Below are 17905 nucleotides of genomic sequence, written 5' to 3'. Positions count from 1 at the left end.
TTCCTAGGGCGGCAGTCTCGCCGGTAAGGTGGCCTGCACTGCCCACTTTCACAGGGTGCTTCACTTCGGGCACTCTGAGCGGCAGTTGCCCGTTACTTATTCGTCGAACCTCAAGACCGTCACCCTTGACGCAGTTGCGCGGGGGTCGCAGGAGGCACCGTGCTCACCGCGTTCGCCCGGGCGTTCAAGACGCCCGACCTGCGCAAGAAGCTGCTCTTCACGCTCGGCATCATCGTGGTCTACCGGGTCGGTACGCACATCCCGATCCCAGGAGTCGACTACCGGAACGTCCAGACCTGTATCGACGCCGCCCAGGCCAACCAGGGTCTGTTCGGTCTGGTCAACATGTTCAGCGGCGGCGCGCTGCTCCAGATCACGATCTTCGCGCTGGGCATCATGCCGTACATCACGGCGAGCATCATTCTGCAGCTGCTGACCGTGGTGATCCCGCGCCTGGAAGCCCTGAAGAAGGAGGGCCAGGCCGGTACGGCGAAGATCACGCAGTACACCCGTTACCTGACGGTGGCCCTCGCCATCCTTCAGGGCACCGGCCTCGTCGCCACCGCCCGCAGCGGCGCTCTGTTCCAGGGCTGCCCGGTGGCCAGCCAGATCGTCCCGGACCAGTCGATCTTCGTCACCATCACCATGGTCATCACCATGACCGCCGGTACGGCGTTCGTGATGTGGCTCGGCGAGCTCATCACCGACCGCGGCATCGGCAACGGCATGTCGATCCTGATGTTCATCTCGATCGCCGCCACCTTCCCGTCCGCCCTGTGGGCCATCAAGGAGCAGGGCTCCCTGGCCGGCGGCTGGATCGAGTTCGGCACCGTCATCGCGGTCGGCCTCGTCATGGTCGGCCTGGTCGTCTTCGTCGAGCAGGCCCAGCGCCGCATCCCGGTTCAGTACGCCAAGCGCATGATCGGCCGCCGCTCCTACGGCGGTACGTCCACGTACATCCCGCTGAAGGTGAACCAGGCGGGTGTGATTCCCGTCATCTTCGCCTCGTCGCTGCTCTACATCCCGGCGCTGATCGCCCAGTTCGCCGGAGGCACCTCGGGCTGGAAAACCTGGATCGAGCAACACTTCGTCAAGGGCGACCACCCGTACTACATCATTTCGTACTTCCTGCTGATCGTTTTCTTCGCATTCTTCTACGTCGCGATCTCCTTCAACCCCGAGGAAGTCGCCGACAACATGAAGAAGTATGGTGGCTTCATCCCGGGCATCCGGGCTGGCCGACCGACCGCTGAGTACCTGAGCTACGTACTCAACCGGATCACCTGGCCGGGTTCGCTGTACCTGGGTCTGATCGCTCTCGTACCGACGATGGCGTTGGTTGGTTTCGGGGCAAACCAGAACTTCCCGTTCGGCGGTACCAGCATCCTGATCATCGTGGGTGTCGGTCTCGAGACCGTGAAGCAGATCGAGAGCCAGCTCCAGCAGCGCAATTACGAAGGGTTCCTCCGCTGATGCGTATCGTCCTCGTCGGGCCGCCGGGTGCCGGTAAGGGAACGCAGGCCGCGTTCCTGGCCAAGAACCTGTCGATCCCGCACATCTCCACGGGCGACCTGTTCCGGGCCAACATCAGCCAGCAGACGGAACTCGGCAAACTGGCGAAGTCCTACATGGACGCGGGCAATCTCGTGCCCGACGAGGTCACCATCGCGATGGCGAAGGACCGCATGGAGCAGCCGGACGCCGAGAACGGCTTCCTGCTGGACGGCTTCCCCCGCAACGTCTCCCAGGCCGAGGCGCTCGACGAGCTGCTGGAGACCGAGAACATGCAGCTCGACGCGGTGCTGGACCTGGAGGTCCCCGAGGACGAGGTGGTCAAGCGGATCGCCGGCCGCCGCGTCTGCCGCAACGAGTCGGCGCACGTCTTCCACGTGACGTACAAGCCGCCGGCCAAGGAGGGCGTCTGCGACGTCTGCGGCGGCGAGCTCTACCAGCGCGACGACGACTCCGAGGAGACCGTCCGCAAGCGGCTGGAGGTCTACCACACGCAGACCGAGCCGATCATCGACTACTACAAGGCCCAGGGCCTGGTGGTCACGATCTCCGCGCTCGGCAAGGTGGAGGACGTCACGACGCGCGCCATGGAGGCGCTCAAGCGTGGCGAGGACGACAAGTAGTCGTTCGTGCGCAGCTACCGCCGCGGTTCCCCCCGGGGAGCCGCGGCTGCTGTGTGGGCGGGGTCTGTCGCGCGGCCCCGTATCGTTGAAGGCGTTCTCACTCTCCGAAGGTCCAGAAAGGCCGTAGCCCCCATGGTGCAGATCAAGACCCCCGAGCAGATCGCCAAGATGCGTGAGGCGGGGCTGGTCGTCGCCGCCATTCACGCGGCGACCCGTGAAGCCGCCGTGCCGGGGGCCACGACGAAGGATCTGGACCAGGTCGCCCGCAAGGTGCTCGCCGAGCACAACGCCAAGCCGAACTTCCTCGGGTACGGGGGCTTCCCCGCGACCATCTGCACCTCGGTGAACGAGGTCGTCGTCCACGGCATCCCGTCCGACGACGTCGTCCTCAAGGACGGGGACGTGATCTCCATCGACTGCGGCGCGATCATCGACGGCTGGCACGGCGACGCCGCGTACACGGCCTTCGTGGGCTCCGGTCACGCTCCGGAGCTCGTCGAGCTCTCCCGGGTGACCGAGGAGTCGATGTGGGCCGGTATCGCGGCCATGAAGCTCGGCAACCGGCTGGTCGACGTCTCCCGGGCGATCGAGACGTACATCCGCCGCCAGCCGAAGCCCGGCGGCGGCCGCTACGGGATCATCGAGGACTACGGCGGCCACGGCATCGGCACCGAGATGCACATGGACCCGCACCTGCTGAACTACGTCGACCGGAGGCGTGGCAAGGGCCCGAAGCTGGTGCCCGGCTTCTGCCTCGCGATCGAGCCCATGGTCTCCCTCGGCACCCCGAAGACCGAGGTCCTCCAGGACGACTGGACGGTCGTCACCACGGACGGCACGTGGTCGTCGCACTGGGAGCACTCGGTGGCGCTGACCGAGGAGGGCCCGCTCGTGCTGACGTCTCCCGACGGGGGGAAGGCGAAGCTCGCCGAGCTGGGGATCGTTGCCGCGCCGGATCCGTTGGGCTGAGCGCATTCCGCGGTGGGGTGCCGTGCACGTCGGCGGCTGCGGGTGCGCTGTGGCTTGTCGCGCAGTTCCCCGCGCCCCTCTCGGGGCGCTTAAAGCCGTCTCCGGCGGGGCAGACTTCCCCGATTCGTGTTTCTGAGGGCCCTGTCGTAGACTGACTCGTCGGCTCTTGTGTACCCGCATGTCTGCATGCGGCCCGCACTGAGTCGATCAAGGTAGTCGATTCGAAGGGCGAAGCGTGGCCAAGAAGCAAGGTGCCATCGAGATCGAGGGCACTGTCGTCGAGTCTCTTCCGAACGCCATGTTCAAGGTCGAGCTCCAGAACGGCCACCAGGTCCTGGCACACATCAGCGGCAAGATGCGTATGCACTACATCCGCATCCTCCCTGACGACCGGGTCGTGGTGGAGCTGTCTCCGTACGACCTCACGCGTGGCCGGATCGTCTACCGCTACAAGTAGATCTTGCCTGTGCCCCGGGCGCCGTGTGCGACTGGGGCCGCCGGCACTGACCCGGAGAACCTCACACCCATGAAGGTCAAGCCGAGCGTCAAGAAGATCTGCGACAAGTGCAGGGTGATCCGCCGTCACGGCCGGGTCATGGTCATCTGCGATAACCCGCGCCACAAGCAGCGCCAGGGCTGACGCACGACCGATCCCTCTGCATCCATCGCAGAGATTCGCGCGACGCAAGCTGAATATGTTCATACGCAGGATCCAGGCTGGCCGCGGTCGGCCTGACACCCCCGGTTCGGAGGCCGGGGACCCAGTTCGTACCTGGTACGGCGGCTGGGAGTCGGTTCTGCGGAAGACCTCCGACAAGTAACTGGAGCCATTGAATGGCACGCGTTTCCGGTGTTGACATCCCGCGCGACAAGCGCGTGGAGATCGCCCTCACCTACGTGTTCGGCATCGGCCGGACCCTCTCGCAGCAGACGCTGGCCGCCACCGGCGTCGACCCGAACACCCGCGTTCGCGACCTCTCCGAGGAGCAGCTCGTCGCGATCCGCGAGTACGTCGACAACAACATCAAGACCGAGGGTGACCTCCGTCGCGAGATCCAGGCCGACATCCGCCGCAAGGTCGAGATCGGTACCTACCAGGGTCTGCGTCACCGCCGCGGTCTGCCCGTCCGCGGTCAGCGCACCAGCACCAACGCCCGCACCCGCAAGGGCCCGCGTCGCGCCATCGCCGGCAAGAAGAAGCCGGGCAAGAAGTAGTCCTCAGCGGACGCTCGTCAGCGGTCTTCGCTGCAGGACCGACCACCTCCCGTAGGAGTTATAGATGCCCCCCAAGGGTCGTCAGGGCGCTGCCAAGAAGGTGCGCCGCAAGGAAAAGAAGAACGTCGCTCACGGCCACGCGCACATCAAGAGCACGTTCAACAACACGATCGTCTCGATCACGGACCCGTCCGGCAACGTGATCTCCTGGGCCTCCGCCGGCCACGTCGGCTTCAAGGGCTCCCGGAAGTCCACGCCGTTCGCCGCGCAGATGGCCGCCGAGTCGGCTGCCCGCCGCGCCCAGGAGCACGGCATGCGCAAGGTCGACGTGTTCGTCAAGGGCCCGGGTTCCGGTCGTGAGACCGCCATCCGTTCGCTCCAGGCGACCGGTCTCGAGGTCGGCTCCATCCAGGACGTCACCCCGACCCCGCACAACGGCTGCCGTCCGCCGAAGCGCCGCCGCGTCTGACGCGACGCCTTCGGGTTCTCGGTTTTCGGGCGGTACGGCTCCTTCGGGCCGTATCGCCCGTACCCTTGCAGTACCCGTCCCTTTATGTCGGGGACGGTCGAGTCGGGCGTCATATAGCGGGCGCCCCCGACTGAAGGATCTGATCCACACATGCTGATCGCTCAGCGTCCCTCGTTGACCGAAGAGGTCGTCGACGAATTCCGCTCCCGGTTCGTGATCGAGCCGCTGGAGCCGGGCTTCGGCTACACCCTCGGCAACTCCCTCCGCCGGACCCTCCTCTCCTCGATCCCGGGTGCGGCGGTCACGTCCATCCGCATCGACGGTGTCCTGCACGAGTTCACCACCGTGCCGGGCGTCAAGGAGGACGTCACCGACCTGATCCTCAACATCAAGCAGCTGGTCGTCTCCTCGGAGCACGACGAGCCGGTCGTGATGTACCTGCGCAAGCAGGGCCCGGGTCTGGTCACCGCCGCCGACATCGCGCCGCCGGCCGGTGTCGAGGTGCACAACCCCGACCTCGTCCTCGCCACGCTCAACGGCAAGGGCAAGCTGGAGATGGAGCTGACGGTCGAGCGTGGCCGCGGTTACGTCTCCGCCGTGCAGAACAAGCAGGTCGGCCAGGAGATCGGCCGGATCCCGGTCGACTCGATCTACTCGCCGGTGCTCAAGGTCACGTACAAGGTCGAGGCCACGCGTGTCGAGCAGCGGACCGACTTCGACAAGCTGATCGTCGACGTCGAGACCAAGCAGGCCATGCGCCCGCGTGACGCCATGGCGTCCGCCGGTAAGACCCTGGTCGAGCTGTTCGGTCTCGCCCGCGAGCTGAACATCGACGCCGAGGGCATCGACATGGGCCCGTCCCCGACGGACGCCGCCCTTGCCGCCGATCTGGCGCTGCCGATCGAGGAGCTGGAGCTCACGGTCCGCTCCTACAACTGCCTCAAGCGCGAGGGCATCCACTCCGTGGGCGAGCTCGTGGCGCGTTCCGAGGCCGACCTCCTGGACATCCGCAACTTCGGTGCGAAGTCCATCGACGAGGTCAAGGCGAAGCTGGCCGGCATGGGCCTGGCCCTGAAGGACAGCCCGCCCGGATTCGACCCGACCGCTGCGGCTGACGCGTTCGGTGCCGATGACGACGCGGACGCCGGGTTCGTGGAGACCGAGCAGTACTGAGTCTCTGCTTCCGGGGTCCGCGTCAGCGGACCCCGGATCTCCGACAGGCAAACCCGTCTGCTCGGATACTGACCCCGGTACCTGATACGGCCGGGGCAGACACCTAGGAGAAACACCATGCCGAAGCCCACCAAGGGTGCCCGTCTGGGCGGCAGCGCCGCGCACGAGAAGCTGATGCTCGCGAACCTCGCGAAGTCGCTGTTCGAGCACGGCCGGATCACCACCACCGAGGCGAAGGCGCGCAAGCTGCGTCCGTACGCCGAGCGTCTGGTCACCAAGGCGAAGAAGGGCGACCTTCACAACCGCCGTCAGGTGCTCCAGGTCATCACGGACAAGAGCATCGTCCACACGCTCTTCACCGAGATCGGCCCGCGTTACGAGAACCGTCCGGGTGGCTACACCCGCATCACCAAGATCGGTAACCGCCGTGGCGACAACGCGCCCATGGCTGTCATCGAGCTGGTCGAGGCGCTGACGGTGGCGCAGGAGGCGACCGGCGAGGCCGAGGCCGCGACCAAGCGTGCCGCCAAGGACGCCGAGGCCGCCGAGGCTCAGGTCGACACGACCAAGGCCGAGGACGCCGAGGAGTCCAAGGACGCCTGAGCGTCTGCCGGGGGCTGTGAACGGGCGGCTGCGGCTTCGCCGTGGTTGTTCGCGCAGTTCCCCGCGCCCCTGATGAGGGGCGGGCCCGCTTTTTTGTGTTGCTGAGAGGATCTGTACGTGAGTGATGAAGCAGCAGCCGGTTACGTTCGTGTGCGTCTCGACCTGTCGTACGACGGGAGTGAGTTCTCCGGGTGGGCCAAGCAGGCCGGGGGGCGGCGTACCGTGCAGGGGGAGATCGAGGACGCCCTGCGGACCGTGACGCGGTCGGGGGAGACGTACGAGCTGACCGTGGCGGGGCGTACCGATGCCGGGGTGCACGCCCGGGGGCAGGTGGCGCACGTCGATCTGCCGCGTGAGGTCTGGGCCGAGCACAACCAGAAGCTGCTGAAGCGGCTCGCCGGGCGGCTGCCCAGGGACGTACGGGTCTGGGCCCTCAGGGAGGCGCCCAGTGGCTTCAACGCGCGGTTCTCGGCGATCTGGAGGCGGTACGCGTACCGGGTCACCGACAATCCCGGGGGCGTCGATCCGCTGCTGCGGAACCATGTGCTGTGGCACGACTGGCCCCTGGACGTCGACGCCATGAACGAGGCCGCACGGCGGCTGCTCGGGGAGCACGACTTCGCCGCCTACTGCAAGAAGCGGGAGGGCGCGACGACGATCCGCACGCTCCAGGAACTGCGGCTCGTGAAGGGCGACGACGGCATCATCACCGCGACCGTGCGGGCCGACGCCTTCTGCCACAACATGGTGCGCTCGCTCATCGGGGCGCTGCTGTTCGTGGGCGACGGGCACCGGCCGCCGGACTGGCCCGCGAAGGTGCTGGCGGCCGGTGTGCGGGACTCGGCCGTGCACGTCGTACGGCCGCACGGGCTGACGCTGGAGGAGGTCGGCTACCCGGCCGACGAACTGCTCGCCGCGCGCAGCAAGGAGGCGCGGAACAAGCGGTCGCTGCCGCCGGCGGGGTGCTGCTGACGCCTACTCGTCGGCCGCGGCGGACGCCTGTGCCTGGCCGCGGCGGTGGATCTGACGGAACGTGAACAGCTGGAGGTTGTCGCCCGTGGCGAACACCTCGGTGTCCTTTTCCGTCACGTCCTTGCCGCTGGTGAAGCCGGCGTTGGTGAAGTAGGCGTAGCGGCCGTAGGAGTTGCTGGTCGTACGGCAGAACCCGGATTCGCAGAAGGGCTTCACGCCGCCGCCGGAGAGCGACTTGACGAAGCTCTTCTTGTTGGTCTCGCCCTTGGCCTTGGCGGCCTGTGCCTCGGTGTCGAAGACCGCCACGCCGACCGTCACGGCGATGCCGTCCGCGGAGTAGGTGACGCGTATCAGGCGGGTGCAGTCGTTCGCGGTGAGGATCTTCGGGAGGGTGCCGCCCGACGCCGAGGCGCAGTTCTTGGTGTCGGCCGTGGGGCCCTTCTTGTACGTCGTCTCGCCCATGGTCAGCTGCGTGCCGGGGAAGAGGGTGTCCGGGCTGAGCGGAGCCGTGTCCTTCTTCGCGCTGGCGATGAAGTCCTTGGGGTCCAGCGGGGGCGGGGCGCTGGTCGGGGCGAACGACGGGGCCGAGGCCGACTCGCTCGGGATGTCGGCCGAGGGCACCTGGGAGGTCGGGCTGTTCGCCTGGTTGTCGCCGCCCGCGGAGACCACGGCCACGGCGACGGCGGCGCCGATCGCGACGGTGGCGAGCGCGCCGCCGCCGACCAGGAGCAGCCGGCGTCGTTTGTTACGGGCCTCGGACGCCTCGGCGAGCGCGGCCCAGTCCGGAGACTGGCCGCCCCCGCTGTTCCAGGGCTGCTGCGACTGCGGTTTCCAGGGATCCCACTGGGACTGAGGTCCCCCCTGCCCAAAGCTCATGGGGCGCATCTTAGACGGGACATGGGGCGTGCTGGTCCGCCTGGATGGGCTCCGGAGCACCTAGCGTTCCTCCCATGCGGACGGGCAAAGGCGACATCTGCGGGTGGTTGGGGCGACTGCTGCCGACCGTGGTGCTGGTGGTGTGCCTGCGGTCCTGGCCCTCGGCCGCGGCCGCGGTCGGGGTGTGGCCGTCGGTCGCGGTCGGGGTGCTGCGGGCGCTGCGTCGTCCGCGCGGTGGCGGCTCACTGCCGCGCCGGTGCGTCGCGGTGCTCGCCGATGTGCTGCTGCCGACGGTGTTCCCGTACGTGCGGCCGCCGCGGCGCCGGACGCTGCGGAAGGCCGTGACTCTCTGTGCCGGCCTGTGCGTCTCCGTAGCCGATCGCCGGCGGTGATCCCGCGTTTTGACCCTTGTGGTGAGCACCGGTATTCTGCTTGTTCGTTGTGTATTGGCTTGCTCATTCTCACGGGACGGGCCCTTACACCGGTCCACCGGGCCGATGACCAGCGACCAGCACGCGGTTTGCGTCACCGCAGTGCGGTCAAGGCTGTCGTGATCGTTTCGGTGACCTGTTCAGGACCATTCACTCGAAGCGAAGGCTACGAACCGTGCGTACGTACAGCCCCAAGCCCGGCGATGTGACGCGCCAGTGGCACGTCATTGACGCTCAGGACGTTGTCCTGGGTCGTCTCGCCACCACCGCAGCGACCCTCCTCCGGGGCAAGCACAAGCCGATCTATGCCCCCCACGTCGACGCTGGTGACTTCGTCATCATCATCAACGCGGACAAGGTGCACCTGTCCGGCAACAAGCGGACCCAGAAGATGGCGTACCGCCACTCCGGCTACCCGGGTGGTCTGCGCTCCGTCCGTTACGACGAGCTGCTCGACAAGAACCCCGAGAAGGCCATCGAGAAGGCCGTCAAGGGCATGCTCCCCAAGAACACTCTGGGCCGTCAGATGCTCTCGAAGCTGAAGGTCTACAAGGGTGACCAGCACCCGCACGGCGCGCAGCAGCCGCAGCCGTACGAGATCACCCAGGTCGCGCAGTAAGTCCGGCCACCCCCTAAGACTGAAGAGAATCTGAGGAGAATCGTGGCCGAGACCACTGCCGAGCAGCCGCTCGAAGAGCTTGACATCGACAGCTACACCACCGAGTCCGAGGTCCCCGTCGAGGGTGAGTACACCTCGGAGTCCATGGCCTCCCGCTTCGGCGAGCCCCAGCCGGCCGCCGGCCTGGGCCGTCGCAAGAACGCCATCGCCCGCGTCCGGATCGTCCCGGGCACCGGCAAGTGGAAGATCAACGGTCGCACCCTCGAGGACTACTTCCCGAACAAGGTGCACCAGCAGGAAGTCAACGAGCCCTTCAAGGTGCTCGAGCTCGAGGGCCGCTACGACGTCATCGCCCGCATCGCCGGTGGCGGTGTCTCCGGTCAGGCCGGTGCGCTCCGTCTCGGTGTCGCCCGCGCGCTGAACGAGGCCGACGTCGACAACAACCGTGGCGCCCTCAAGAAGGCCGGCTTCCTCCGCCGCGACGACCGTGCGGTCGAGCGCAAGAAGGCCGGTCTGAAGAAGGCCCGCAAGGCCCCGCAGTACAGCAAGCGCTAATCGCGTCGCTGTTCTTGCGACTGTCTTCGCAACGTTGCGACGGTTTTCGCAACAATCGCCCCGGCGGCACATTCCGTGCCGCCGGGGCGTTCCCGTACACAACCCCTGCACATGCCGGGCAGTCTCAGGGGTCGTACCGGAGCCGCACTCTCTCGTAATTCGGAGGACACCACAGTGGGACGACTCTTCGGCACGGACGGCGTGCGCGGTGTCGCCAACGCGGATCTGACGGCGGAGATGGCCCTCGGCCTCTCCGTGGCCGCGGCGCACGTACTGGCCGAGGCGGGCACGTTCGAGGGACACCGGCCGACCGCGGTGGTCGGGCGTGATCCGCGCGCGTCCGGGGAGTTCCTGGAGGCCGCCGTGGTCGCGGGCCTCGCCAGCGCCGGCGTGGACGTCCTGCGGGTCGGCGTGCTGCCGACGCCCGCGGTGGCGTACCTGACCGGAGAGCTCGGCGCCGACCTCGGTGTGATGCTCTCCGCGAGCCACAACGCCATGCCGGACAACGGCGTCAAGTTCTTCGCCCGCGGCGGGCACAAGCTCGCCGACGAGCTGGAGGACCGGATCGAGTCCGTCTACGAGGAGCACCGCACCGGCGCCCCGTGGGACCGGCCGACCGGGGCCGGGGTGGGCCGGGTGCGCGAGTACGAGGAGGGCTTCGACCGGTACGTCGAGCATCTGCTGCGCGCCCTGCCGAACCGGCTCGACGGGCTGAAGGTCGTCCTCGACGAGGCACACGGCGCCGCCGCCCGGGTCTCGCCCGAGGCGTTCCAGCGGGCCGGTGCCGAGGTCGTGACGATCGGGGCCGAGCCGGACGGGCTCAACATCAACGACGGGTGCGGCTCCACCCACCTGGACAAGATCAAGGCCGCCGTCGTCGAGCACGGGGCCGACCTGGGCATCGCGCACGACGGGGACGCCGACCGGTGCCTCGCCGTGGACCACACCGGCGCGGAGGTGGACGGCGACCAGATCCTGGCCGTGCTCGCCCTGGCCATGCGGGAGGCTGCCACGCTGCGGGCCGAGACGGTCGTGGCGACGGTGATGTCCAACCTGGGCTTCAAGCTCGCCATGGAGCGTGAGGGCATCCGGCTCGTGCAGACCGCCGTGGGCGACCGGTACGTGCTGGAGGAGATGAAGGAGCACGGGTTCGCCCTCGGGGGCGAGCAGTCCGGGCACGTGATCATCCTCGACCACGCGACGACGGGCGACGGCACGCTGACCGGGCTGCTGCTGGCGGCGCGGGTCGCGCAGAGCGGGCGTTCGTTGCGGGAGCTGGCCTCTGTGATGGAGCGGCTGCCGCAGGTGCTGATCAATGTGCCGGACGTCGACAAGTCCCGGGTGACGACGTCGGCCGAGCTGTCCTCGGCGGTCGCCGACGCGGAGCGGGAGCTGGGCGCCACCGGGCGGGTGCTGTTGCGGTCCTCGGGGACCGAGCCGTTGGTTCGCGTGATGGTGGAGGCGGCTGATATCGAGCAGGCTCGGTCCGTTGCGGGGCGGCTTGCGGATGCGGTGAAGTCTGCGCTCGGTTGATGAACCGGGTAGGGGGGTGGGGAATTCTGTGGTGGGCGGGCTGCGGGTGCTTCGTGGCTGGTCGCGCAGTTCCCCGCACCCCTAAAGCCTGCTGACCTGCTGGCGTTGTCTGGACCAGAGCCACTTCTGTAGCAGCAGGGTTACCGTGCCGGCGACGATGATGCCCAGCAGGTTCAGCAGGAGCTGCTCCGTGGAGCCCCAGGTCTGCTTGGTGTCGCCGTAGCTCAGGGCCACGGCGGCGTTCGCGGCGGCCGGGACCGTGGTCACCGAGATGGCCACGCCCACCAGGGCGCCCGACTTCGCGGAGGTCAGGGAGAGCGTGCCGGCGATGCCGGCCAGGACCGCCACGACGAAGGAGAACCAGTCGGGGGCGTAGATGAAGCCCGTGTTGGGGCGGTCCCCCATGAGTTGCCGCTCGCTGAACAGGTCGACCGCGTCCATGAAGAGGCTGAAGCCGACCGTCACCGCCATGGCCACCGCGAAGCCCACCAGGAGGGCGATCACCGAGCGCAGGGCCAGGCCTGCTCGGCGGCGGACGATGGCGGTGCAGATGCCGGCGAGCGGGCCGAACTCCGGGCCGACCGCCATGGCGCCCACGATCAGGATCGCGTTGTCCAGGACCACGCCGCAGGCCGCGATCATCGTGGCGAGGGTGATGAACGCGAGGTACGTGACGGAGAGGGTCGACTCCTCGTGCGTCGCGTCGCTGAGGTGCTCCCACAGGACCGCGTCGGCGCCCTCACCGGGTGCGTCGGCCGCGGCCTGGTCGGCCCGCTCGGACAGCGACAGGTCGATGTTCTCGACGGCGATGGAACCGCTGGTGTCGATGCCGAGTTCGCGCAGGCCGGTGAGCAGTTCGTCGCCCGCCTCCCGCGCCACGTCGCACATCACGACGTCCCCGGCGGGGTTGCGTGCGGTGTCCGGCAGCACGACGAGGTGGGTGGTGCCGACCGTCTTCTCGATCAGCCGCACCACGTCGTCGGTCTGCTCGGGCGGGGTGATCAGGCGCAGGTGGAGCATGACGACCATCTAACCGGGCTTTTCCCCGGCGTCACAGCTTGCGCAGGCTGAGGCGCTGCACCTTGTGGTCCGGGCCCTTGCGCAGCACGAGGGTGGCGCGGCCGCGGGTGGGGGCGATGTTCTCGACCAGGTTGGGCCGGTTGATCGTGCGCCACATCGTCCGGGCGTAGTCGAGGGCCTCCTCCTCCGAGACCTGGGTGTACTTGCGGAAGTACGAGGACGGGTCCTGGAAGGCGGTCGCGCGCAGCTTGCGGAAGCGGTTGAGGTACCAGCGCTCGATGTCCTCGACGCGGGCGTCGACGTACACGCTGAAGTCGAAGTAGTCGGCGAGGCCGACCCGGGTGCGGCCGTCCTTGCCGGGAAGGGCGGGCTGGAGGACGTTCAGGCCCTCGACGATCAGGATGTCGGGGCGGCGGACCGTGAGCTTCTTGTCGGGGACGATGTCGTAGATCAGGTGGGAGTAGACGGGAGCCGTGACCTCGTCCTTGCCGGCCTTGATGTCGGCGACGAAGCGGGTCAGCGCGCGGCGGTCGTAGGACTCGGGGAATCCCTTCCGCGACATCAGGCCGCGGGCCTGGAGCTCCTTGGTGGGCAGCAGGAAGCCGTCGGTGGTGACCAGCTCGACGCGCGGGTGTTCCGGCCAGCGCGAGAGCAGGGCCTGGAGGAGCCGGGCGACCGTCGACTTGCCCACGGCGACCGAGCCGGCGACTCCTATGACGAACGGGGTGCCGGACTGGGAGCCCTGCTCGCCCAGGAAGGTGTTGAGCGCGCCTCTGAGGCCGTCCGTGGCACCGACGTAGAGGTTGAGGAGTCTGGACAGCGGGAGGTAGATGTCCCGCACCTCGTCGAGGTCGATGACATCGCCGAGACCGCGCAGCTTCTCGACCTCCTCGGCCGTCAGCGGCAGCGGCGTCTTGTCGCGCAACGCGCTCCACTCGGCTCGGGTGAGGTCGACGTAGGGAGTCGCCTCCGGCCGCTGCCGGTGGGCGCTCCGGGGGATCGAGGAGACCGGAGAGATCACAGTCCATTGTTACGGGCGTACGAACGGACGGTGAGGTGGGATCCGTCACGCAGGGGCCTCGGGGCCTCCTCTGCGGGGAGAAGGCCGACAGGGCTTCGTACCCCGGTGGTAATTTCCGATTTCGGGCACGCTGCGGCAGGTTCGGCGCGGGAAACGACCCTAAGCTGCCGCCCATGTGTGGAATCGTGGGTTACGTGGGGCCGCAGTCGGCGCTCGAGGTCGTGATGGCCGGGCTGAAGCGGCTGGAGTACCGGGGGTACGACTCGGCGGGCGTCGCCGTGCTGGCCGACGGCGGGCTGGCGACGGGGAAGAAGGCCGGCAAGCTCCTCAACCTGGAGAAGGAACTGGACGGCCGGCCCCTGCCGGCCGGCACGACGGGCATCGGACACACCCGGTGGGCCACACACGGCGGCCCGACCGACGCCAACGCCCACCCGCACATCGACAACGCGGGACGGGTCGCGGTGGTGCACAACGGCATCATCGAGAACTTCGCCGTGCTGCGGGCCGAGTTGGAGGAGCGGGGGCACGAGCTGACCTCCGAGACGGACACCGAGGTCGTCGCGCATCTGCTCGCCGAGGAGTTCTCCTCGTGCGCCGACCTCGCCGAGGCGATGCGGCTGGTGTGCCGGCGGCTGGAGGGCGCGTTCACGCTGGTCGCGGTGCACGCCGACGAGCCGGACGTGGTGGTGGGCGCACGGCGGAACTCGCCCCTGGTGGTGGGCGTCGGGGAGGGCGAGGCCTTTCTCGCCTCGGACGTCGCCGCGTTCATCGCCCACACCCGGTCGGCGATCGAGCTGGGACAGGACCAGGTGGTGGAGCTGCGCCGGGACGGCGTGACGGTGACGGGCTTCGACGGCCGCCCGGCCGACGTCCGCTCGTACCACGTCGACTGGGACGCGTCGGCCGCGGAAAAGGGCGGCTATGACTACTTCATGCTCAAGGAGATCGCCGAGCAGCCCAAGGCGGTCGCCGATACGCTGCTGGGCCGGATCGACGGCTCCGGTTCGCTGACCCTGGACGAGGTGCGGATCCCCGCGGGGGTGCTGCGGGAGATCGACAAGGTCGTCATCGTCGCGTGCGGTACGGCCTTCCACGCCGGGATGATCGCCAAGTACGCCATCGAGCACTGGACGCGCCTGCCGTGCGAGGTGGAACTGGCCAGTGAGTTCCGGTACCGGGATCCGATCCTGGACGCGCAGACCCTCGTCATCGCCATCTCCCAGTCCGGCGAGACCATGGACACCCTCATGGCGCTGCGGCACGCCCGTGAGCAGGGCTCCAACGTGCTGGCGATCTGCAACACCAACGGCTCGACGATCCCGCGTGAGTCGGACGCGGTGCTGTACACGCACGCCGGGCCGGAGGTGGCCGTCGCCTCCACCAAGGCGTTCCTGACGCAGCTCGTCGCGTGCTACCTGGTCGCCCTGTATCTGGGCCAGGTGCGGGGCACCAAGTGGGGCGACGAGATCCGGGCGGTGATCCGTGACCTGTCCTCGATCGCCGGTGCGGTGGATCAGGTGCTGGGCACCATGGAGCCGGTGCGGGAGCTGGCGCGCACGCTCGCCTCGAAGAACACGGTGCTGTTCCTCGGCCGCCACGTGGGGTATCCGGTGGCGCTGGAGGGCGCGCTGAAGCTCAAGGAGCTGGCCTACATGCACGCCGAGGGGTTCGCGGCGGGGGAGTTGAAGCACGGGCCGATCGCCTTGATCGAGGAGGATCTGCCGGTGGTCGTCGTGGTGCCGTCGCCGCGCGGGCGGTCCGTGCTGCACGACAAGATCGTGTCCAACATCCAGGAGATCCGGGCGCGGGGTGCGCGGACGATCGTCATCGCGGAGGAGGGGGACGAGGCGGTGGTGCCGTACGCGGACCACTTGATCCGGGTGCCGGCCACGCCGACGCTGCTCCAGCCGCTCGTGGCCACGGTGCCGCTGCAGGTGTTCGCGTGTGAGCTGGCGACGGCCCGCGGGAACGAGGTGGATCAGCCTCGGAACCTGGCGAAGTCGGTGACGGTGGAGTAGCGGAGCGACGGAGAGGGGCGAACGGCCGGTCGCCGTTCGCCTCAGTACGGGTAGCTCCAGGGTGGCGGCGGCGTGGGGCTGTACGCCAGCTTGGTCCAGCCGTCGGGGGTCACCTGGTAGAAGTCCCCGTTGTCGCCGTCCATCCGCGAGCGGCCGTTCACATGCACGACGTCCGCGTGCAGGCGGTAGTGGAAGCCGCCCATCATGCCGACCACACGGAAGAAGATCTGTCCGCTCAGACTCTCCGTCAGCGGGGACAGCGGCGGCAGCAGGTGTTCGGTCTCGTCGAAGCAACTGCCCGTCCGCTCCCGCAGCATCGCGTGGAAGTGGTGTTCCAGCGCGTCGGACGGGGCGGGGAGCCGCCGCACCTCGACCGGCTCCAGGAGCTCGAGCAGGTGCGTGTGACCCCGCTCCCGCGCGATGTCCACGGGGCGAAGTCCGTCCCGGGTGCGCTGGGTGCGCCAGGCGCCGTGCGCGATCAGCCGGGAGACGACGGCGATGCCGGCACCGTGCCAGGCGGCCTGGTGCAGCGGGGCGAATCCGCTGCGTTTCCCGGGCCGGGCCAAGTTGACCCGTTCGGGGTGCTTCCCCAACTCCGCGAACAGGCCGTCCCAGTCGGCGTCCCGGGCCAGGTCCGAGAACCGGTCCCGGTCCTTCAGATACCAGTCGTTGTAGTGCCCGCGGTCGGTGAGGCCGTCCCATTCCATGTGGATCATGCTAGGAGGCGGGAACGGAGCCGTGTCGGCGGGGAACGCCCCGGCAGGACCGTAGGGTGCTGCGCATGAGCATTATCGGGGTCGGGATCGACGTCGCCGAGATCGATCGGTTCGCGGCGTCGCTGGAGCGTACGCCCGCGTTGGCCGGACGGCTGTTCGTGGAGCGGGAGTTGGTGCTGCCCAGTGGGGAGCGCCGGGGGGTCGCCTCCCTGGCTGCCCGGTTCGCCGCCAAGGAGGCCCTGGCCAAGGCGCTCCGGGCTCCGGCCGGGCTGCTCTGGACCGATGCCGAGGTGTGCGTCGAGGACAGTGGACAGCCGTGGCTGCGGGTGACCGGGACCGTGGCCGCGCGGGCCGCCGAGCTCGGGGTGCGGTCCTGGCACGTGTCCCTGAGCCATGACGCGGGTGTCGCCTCGGCCGTGGTGATCGCGGAAGGGTGAGCCGGGGCCGGGGAGTGACGACATGGACCACAGGAGCGTGGCCCGCTGACCGGTTGATCACCCCTGTCCAGGAGGGCACGGCATGACCACGGTAAAGGGCGTCGACCTTCGCGGTACGCAGCACTGCGAGACGTCGGCTCTGGGCGTGCTGCTGCGGCACCAGGGACTCGATCTGTCCGAGCCCATGCTCTTCGGCCTCGGGTCCGGCCTGTCCTTCATCTACTGGGACAGCAAGAACATGGACTTTCCCTTCCTCGGCGGGCGCGTCAAGCCCTTCGAGCTCACCAGGAACCTGGCCGCCACGCTGGGCCTGGAGCTCGCGGTGCGGGAGACCGGCTCCGCCCGCAAGGCGTGGGAGAACGCGGCGACCGCGATCGACGCCGGCCGGCCCGTCGGGCTCCAGCTCGACAGCTACCACCTGGACTACTTCACCTCGAGGGTGCACTTCGGCGGTCACGTCGTCGCCCTGTACGGCTACGACGAGCACGACGCCCACCTGGTGGACACCGACCAGCAGGGCGGAGCCGTGTCCACCAGCCTGAGCAGCCTCGCCCGGGCCAGGGCCGCGCGCGGGCCGATGACCGCCAGGCACCGGTCCTTCACGCTCACCGTTCCGAAGAAGGCGCCCGACCCGCGGAGCCGGATCGTCCCGGCCGTCACCGCCTGCGCCGACGCCTTCCTCGACCCGCCGATCGCCAACCTCGGCCACCGGGGCATCGACAAGGCCGGCAAGCTGGTGCGCACATGGCTCCGGCGCACCGACGATCCGCGGCGGGACCTGCCGCAGGCCGCGCAGTTGATGGAGAAGGCCGGCACCGGCGGCGCGTTGTTCCGGAACCTGTACCGCGACTTCCTCGCCGAGTGTGCCGAGTGGCTCGACAGCGGCCATCTGCGGACCGGGCACAGGCTGTACGCCGAGGCAGCCACCCTGTGGACGGATGTCGCGGCACTCATCGCGAGAGCGGGCGAATCGGGTGACGGGCAGTGCCTCGTGCGGGCCGGTGCCGCCCTGTCCGAAGTCGCGCGCATCGAGCGCGAGGCCATGCGGGCACTGAGCCGCCTGCGGGGTGAAGCCCTCGCCGGGTGAGCCTCAGGGCGAGGGCTTCGAGGAGTGCGGAGGCTTCGGGGAGTGCCGGGGCG

The 17905-nt window shown here is 68.7% G+C and carries 21 protein-coding genes; 17 read left to right on the top strand and 4 right to left on the bottom strand.

Going from position 1 to position 17905, the window contains the following annotated elements; genetic code table 11:
- The first annotated feature begins 159 nt into the window (after window positions 1–159).
- The 10 genes from secY to truA all read left to right on the top strand — a co-directional run bounded on the left by secY (window position 160) and on the right by truA (window position 7536).
- Window positions 160–1473 carry a preprotein translocase subunit SecY gene (gene secY, locus GTY47_RS07295; protein WP_010036695.1) on the top strand — a complete coding sequence of 438 codons (1314 nt, stop codon included), beginning with the start codon at window positions 160–162 and terminating at the stop codon, window positions 1471–1473.
- Window positions 1473–2135 (top strand): adenylate kinase, encoded by a 663-nt coding sequence (locus GTY47_RS07290; RefSeq protein WP_010036693.1) that lies wholly within the window; start codon window positions 1473–1475, stop codon window positions 2133–2135. Before secY ends, GTY47_RS07290 begins: the two co-directional genes overlap by 1 nt.
- A 132-nt stretch (window positions 2136–2267) precedes the next feature.
- On the top strand, window positions 2268–3104 hold the full coding sequence (gene map, locus GTY47_RS07285) for a type I methionyl aminopeptidase (RefSeq protein ID WP_010036691.1): 837 nt from the start codon (window positions 2268–2270) through the stop codon (window positions 3102–3104).
- 235 nt (window positions 3105–3339) lie between these two features.
- Window positions 3340–3561 (top strand): translation initiation factor IF-1, encoded by a 222-nt coding sequence (gene infA, locus GTY47_RS07280; protein ID WP_003948620.1) that lies wholly within the window; start codon window positions 3340–3342, stop codon window positions 3559–3561.
- Between the two features lie 69 nt (window positions 3562–3630).
- Entirely contained in the window at window positions 3631–3744 is a 114-nt protein-coding gene (gene rpmJ, locus GTY47_RS07275) for a 50S ribosomal protein L36 (protein WP_003974245.1), read from the top strand.
- Between the two features lie 194 nt (window positions 3745–3938).
- Window positions 3939–4319 (top strand): 30S ribosomal protein S13, encoded by a 381-nt coding sequence (gene rpsM, locus GTY47_RS07270; RefSeq protein ID WP_010036675.1) that lies wholly within the window; start codon window positions 3939–3941, stop codon window positions 4317–4319.
- 64 nt (window positions 4320–4383) lie between these two features.
- Window positions 4384–4788 carry a 30S ribosomal protein S11 gene (gene rpsK / locus GTY47_RS07265; protein WP_003956432.1) on the top strand — a complete coding sequence of 135 codons (405 nt, stop codon included), beginning with the start codon at window positions 4384–4386 and terminating at the stop codon, window positions 4786–4788.
- 150 nt (window positions 4789–4938) lie between these two features.
- Window positions 4939–5961, top strand: coding sequence for a DNA-directed RNA polymerase subunit alpha (locus tag GTY47_RS07260; protein ID WP_003966937.1), 1023 nt, complete (start codon window positions 4939–4941; stop codon window positions 5959–5961).
- 117 nt (window positions 5962–6078) lie between these two features.
- Window positions 6079–6564 carry a 50S ribosomal protein L17 gene (gene rplQ, locus GTY47_RS07255; protein ID WP_010036642.1) on the top strand — a complete coding sequence of 162 codons (486 nt, stop codon included), beginning with the start codon at window positions 6079–6081 and terminating at the stop codon, window positions 6562–6564.
- A 117-nt stretch (window positions 6565–6681) separates the two neighbouring features.
- Entirely contained in the window at window positions 6682–7536 is an 855-nt protein-coding gene (gene truA, locus GTY47_RS07250) for a tRNA pseudouridine(38-40) synthase TruA (RefSeq protein WP_010036640.1), read from the top strand.
- A gap of 3 nt (window positions 7537–7539) precedes the next feature.
- Here the strand turns inward: truA and GTY47_RS07245 are convergent, their stop codons facing one another.
- The gene (locus tag GTY47_RS07245) at window positions 7540–8421 is read right to left on the bottom strand and encodes a hypothetical protein (protein ID WP_173937257.1); all 882 of its coding nucleotides are present in this window, start codon (window positions 8419–8421) and stop codon (window positions 7540–7542) included.
- A 65-nt stretch (window positions 8422–8486) separates the two neighbouring features.
- Here GTY47_RS07245 and GTY47_RS07240 point away from each other — a divergent pair, with 65 nt between their 5' ends.
- From GTY47_RS07240 to glmM, 4 genes are all read left to right on the top strand, one after another.
- Window positions 8487–8804, top strand: a complete 318-nt coding sequence (locus tag GTY47_RS07240) for a hypothetical protein (RefSeq protein ID WP_040902783.1) — start codon at window positions 8487–8489, stop codon at window positions 8802–8804.
- Window positions 8805–9018: 214 nt separating this feature from the next.
- Window positions 9019–9462, top strand: a complete 444-nt coding sequence (gene rplM, locus GTY47_RS07235; protein ID WP_010036634.1) for a 50S ribosomal protein L13 — start codon at window positions 9019–9021, stop codon at window positions 9460–9462.
- A gap of 42 nt (window positions 9463–9504) precedes the next feature.
- Window positions 9505–10017: a 30S ribosomal protein S9 gene (rpsI, locus tag GTY47_RS07230; protein WP_010036632.1), complete on the top strand. Its 513-nt coding sequence runs from the start codon at window positions 9505–9507 to the stop codon at window positions 10015–10017.
- Window positions 10018–10191: 174 nt separating this feature from the next.
- Window positions 10192–11550 (top strand): phosphoglucosamine mutase, encoded by a 1359-nt coding sequence (glmM, locus tag GTY47_RS07225; RefSeq protein WP_010036630.1) that lies wholly within the window; start codon window positions 10192–10194, stop codon window positions 11548–11550.
- An 81-nt stretch (window positions 11551–11631) separates the two neighbouring features.
- Here glmM and GTY47_RS07220 read toward each other — a convergent pair whose 3' ends face one another.
- Both GTY47_RS07220 and coaA read right to left on the bottom strand, forming a co-directional pair.
- The gene (locus tag GTY47_RS07220) at window positions 11632–12570 is read right to left on the bottom strand and encodes a DUF389 domain-containing protein (RefSeq protein ID WP_029180954.1); all 939 of its coding nucleotides are present in this window, start codon (window positions 12568–12570) and stop codon (window positions 11632–11634) included.
- Window positions 12571–12601: 31 nt separating this feature from the next.
- Entirely contained in the window at window positions 12602–13591 is a 990-nt protein-coding gene (gene coaA, locus GTY47_RS07215; RefSeq protein WP_010036625.1) for a type I pantothenate kinase, read from the bottom strand.
- Between the two features lie 173 nt (window positions 13592–13764).
- On the opposite strand from coaA, the gene glmS reads away from it, so the two are divergent.
- Window positions 13765–15612 (top strand): glutamine--fructose-6-phosphate transaminase (isomerizing), encoded by a 1848-nt coding sequence (glmS, locus tag GTY47_RS07210; RefSeq protein WP_010036623.1) that lies wholly within the window; start codon window positions 13765–13767, stop codon window positions 15610–15612.
- Window positions 15613–15653: 41 nt separating this feature from the next.
- Here the strand turns inward: glmS and GTY47_RS07205 are convergent, their stop codons facing one another.
- Window positions 15654–16319, bottom strand: coding sequence for an ankyrin repeat domain-containing protein (locus GTY47_RS07205; protein WP_010036621.1), 666 nt, complete (start codon window positions 16317–16319; stop codon window positions 15654–15656).
- A 74-nt stretch (window positions 16320–16393) separates the two neighbouring features.
- Here GTY47_RS07205 and GTY47_RS07200 point away from each other — a divergent pair, with 74 nt between their 5' ends.
- Window positions 16394–16765, top strand: coding sequence for a holo-ACP synthase (locus tag GTY47_RS07200; protein ID WP_029180952.1), 372 nt, complete (start codon window positions 16394–16396; stop codon window positions 16763–16765).
- A gap of 82 nt (window positions 16766–16847) precedes the next feature.
- Entirely contained in the window at window positions 16848–17852 is a 1005-nt protein-coding gene (locus GTY47_RS07195) for a BtrH N-terminal domain-containing protein (protein WP_010036618.1), read from the top strand.
- The last annotated feature ends 53 nt before the right edge of the window (window positions 17853–17905 follow it).

The sequence above is a fragment of the Streptomyces sp. SID5464 genome (assembly GCF_009862985.1).
Classification (GTDB): Bacteria; Actinomycetota; Actinomycetes; order Streptomycetales; family Streptomycetaceae; genus Streptomyces; species Streptomyces chartreusis_D.
The sequence above is the reverse complement of the archived record's forward strand: the minus strand, read 5'-3'. Positions and strand labels throughout refer to the sequence as shown.

Coding starts and splice junctions, on each gene's coding strand:
- GTY47_RS07290 (WP_010036693.1), top strand. CDS start 1,473: ATGCGTATCGTCCTCGTCGGGCCGCCGGGTGCCGGTAAGGGAACGCAG.
- GTY47_RS07200 (WP_029180952.1), top strand. CDS start 16,394: ATGAGCATTATCGGGGTCGGGATCGACGTCGCCGAGATCGATCGGTTC.
- GTY47_RS07245 (WP_173937257.1), bottom strand. CDS start 8,421: ATGCGCCCCATGAGCTTTGGGCAGGGGGGACCTCAGTCCCAGTGGGAT.
- rplQ (WP_010036642.1), top strand. CDS start 6,079: ATGCCGAAGCCCACCAAGGGTGCCCGTCTGGGCGGCAGCGCCGCGCAC.
- GTY47_RS07195 (WP_010036618.1), top strand. CDS start 16,848: ATGACCACGGTAAAGGGCGTCGACCTTCGCGGTACGCAGCACTGCGAG.
- GTY47_RS07240 (WP_040902783.1), top strand. CDS start 8,487: ATGCGGACGGGCAAAGGCGACATCTGCGGGTGGTTGGGGCGACTGCTG.
- GTY47_RS07220 (WP_029180954.1), bottom strand. CDS start 12,570: ATGCTCCACCTGCGCCTGATCACCCCGCCCGAGCAGACCGACGACGTG.
- GTY47_RS07260 (WP_003966937.1), top strand. CDS start 4,939: ATGCTGATCGCTCAGCGTCCCTCGTTGACCGAAGAGGTCGTCGACGAA.
- rpsM (WP_010036675.1), top strand. CDS start 3,939: ATGGCACGCGTTTCCGGTGTTGACATCCCGCGCGACAAGCGCGTGGAG.
- rpsK (WP_003956432.1), top strand. CDS start 4,384: ATGCCCCCCAAGGGTCGTCAGGGCGCTGCCAAGAAGGTGCGCCGCAAG.
- rpmJ (WP_003974245.1), top strand. CDS start 3,631: ATGAAGGTCAAGCCGAGCGTCAAGAAGATCTGCGACAAGTGCAGGGTG.
- glmS (WP_010036623.1), top strand. CDS start 13,765: ATGTGTGGAATCGTGGGTTACGTGGGGCCGCAGTCGGCGCTCGAGGTC.
- map (WP_010036691.1), top strand. CDS start 2,268: ATGGTGCAGATCAAGACCCCCGAGCAGATCGCCAAGATGCGTGAGGCG.
- GTY47_RS07205 (WP_010036621.1), bottom strand. CDS start 16,319: ATGGAATGGGACGGCCTCACCGACCGCGGGCACTACAACGACTGGTAT.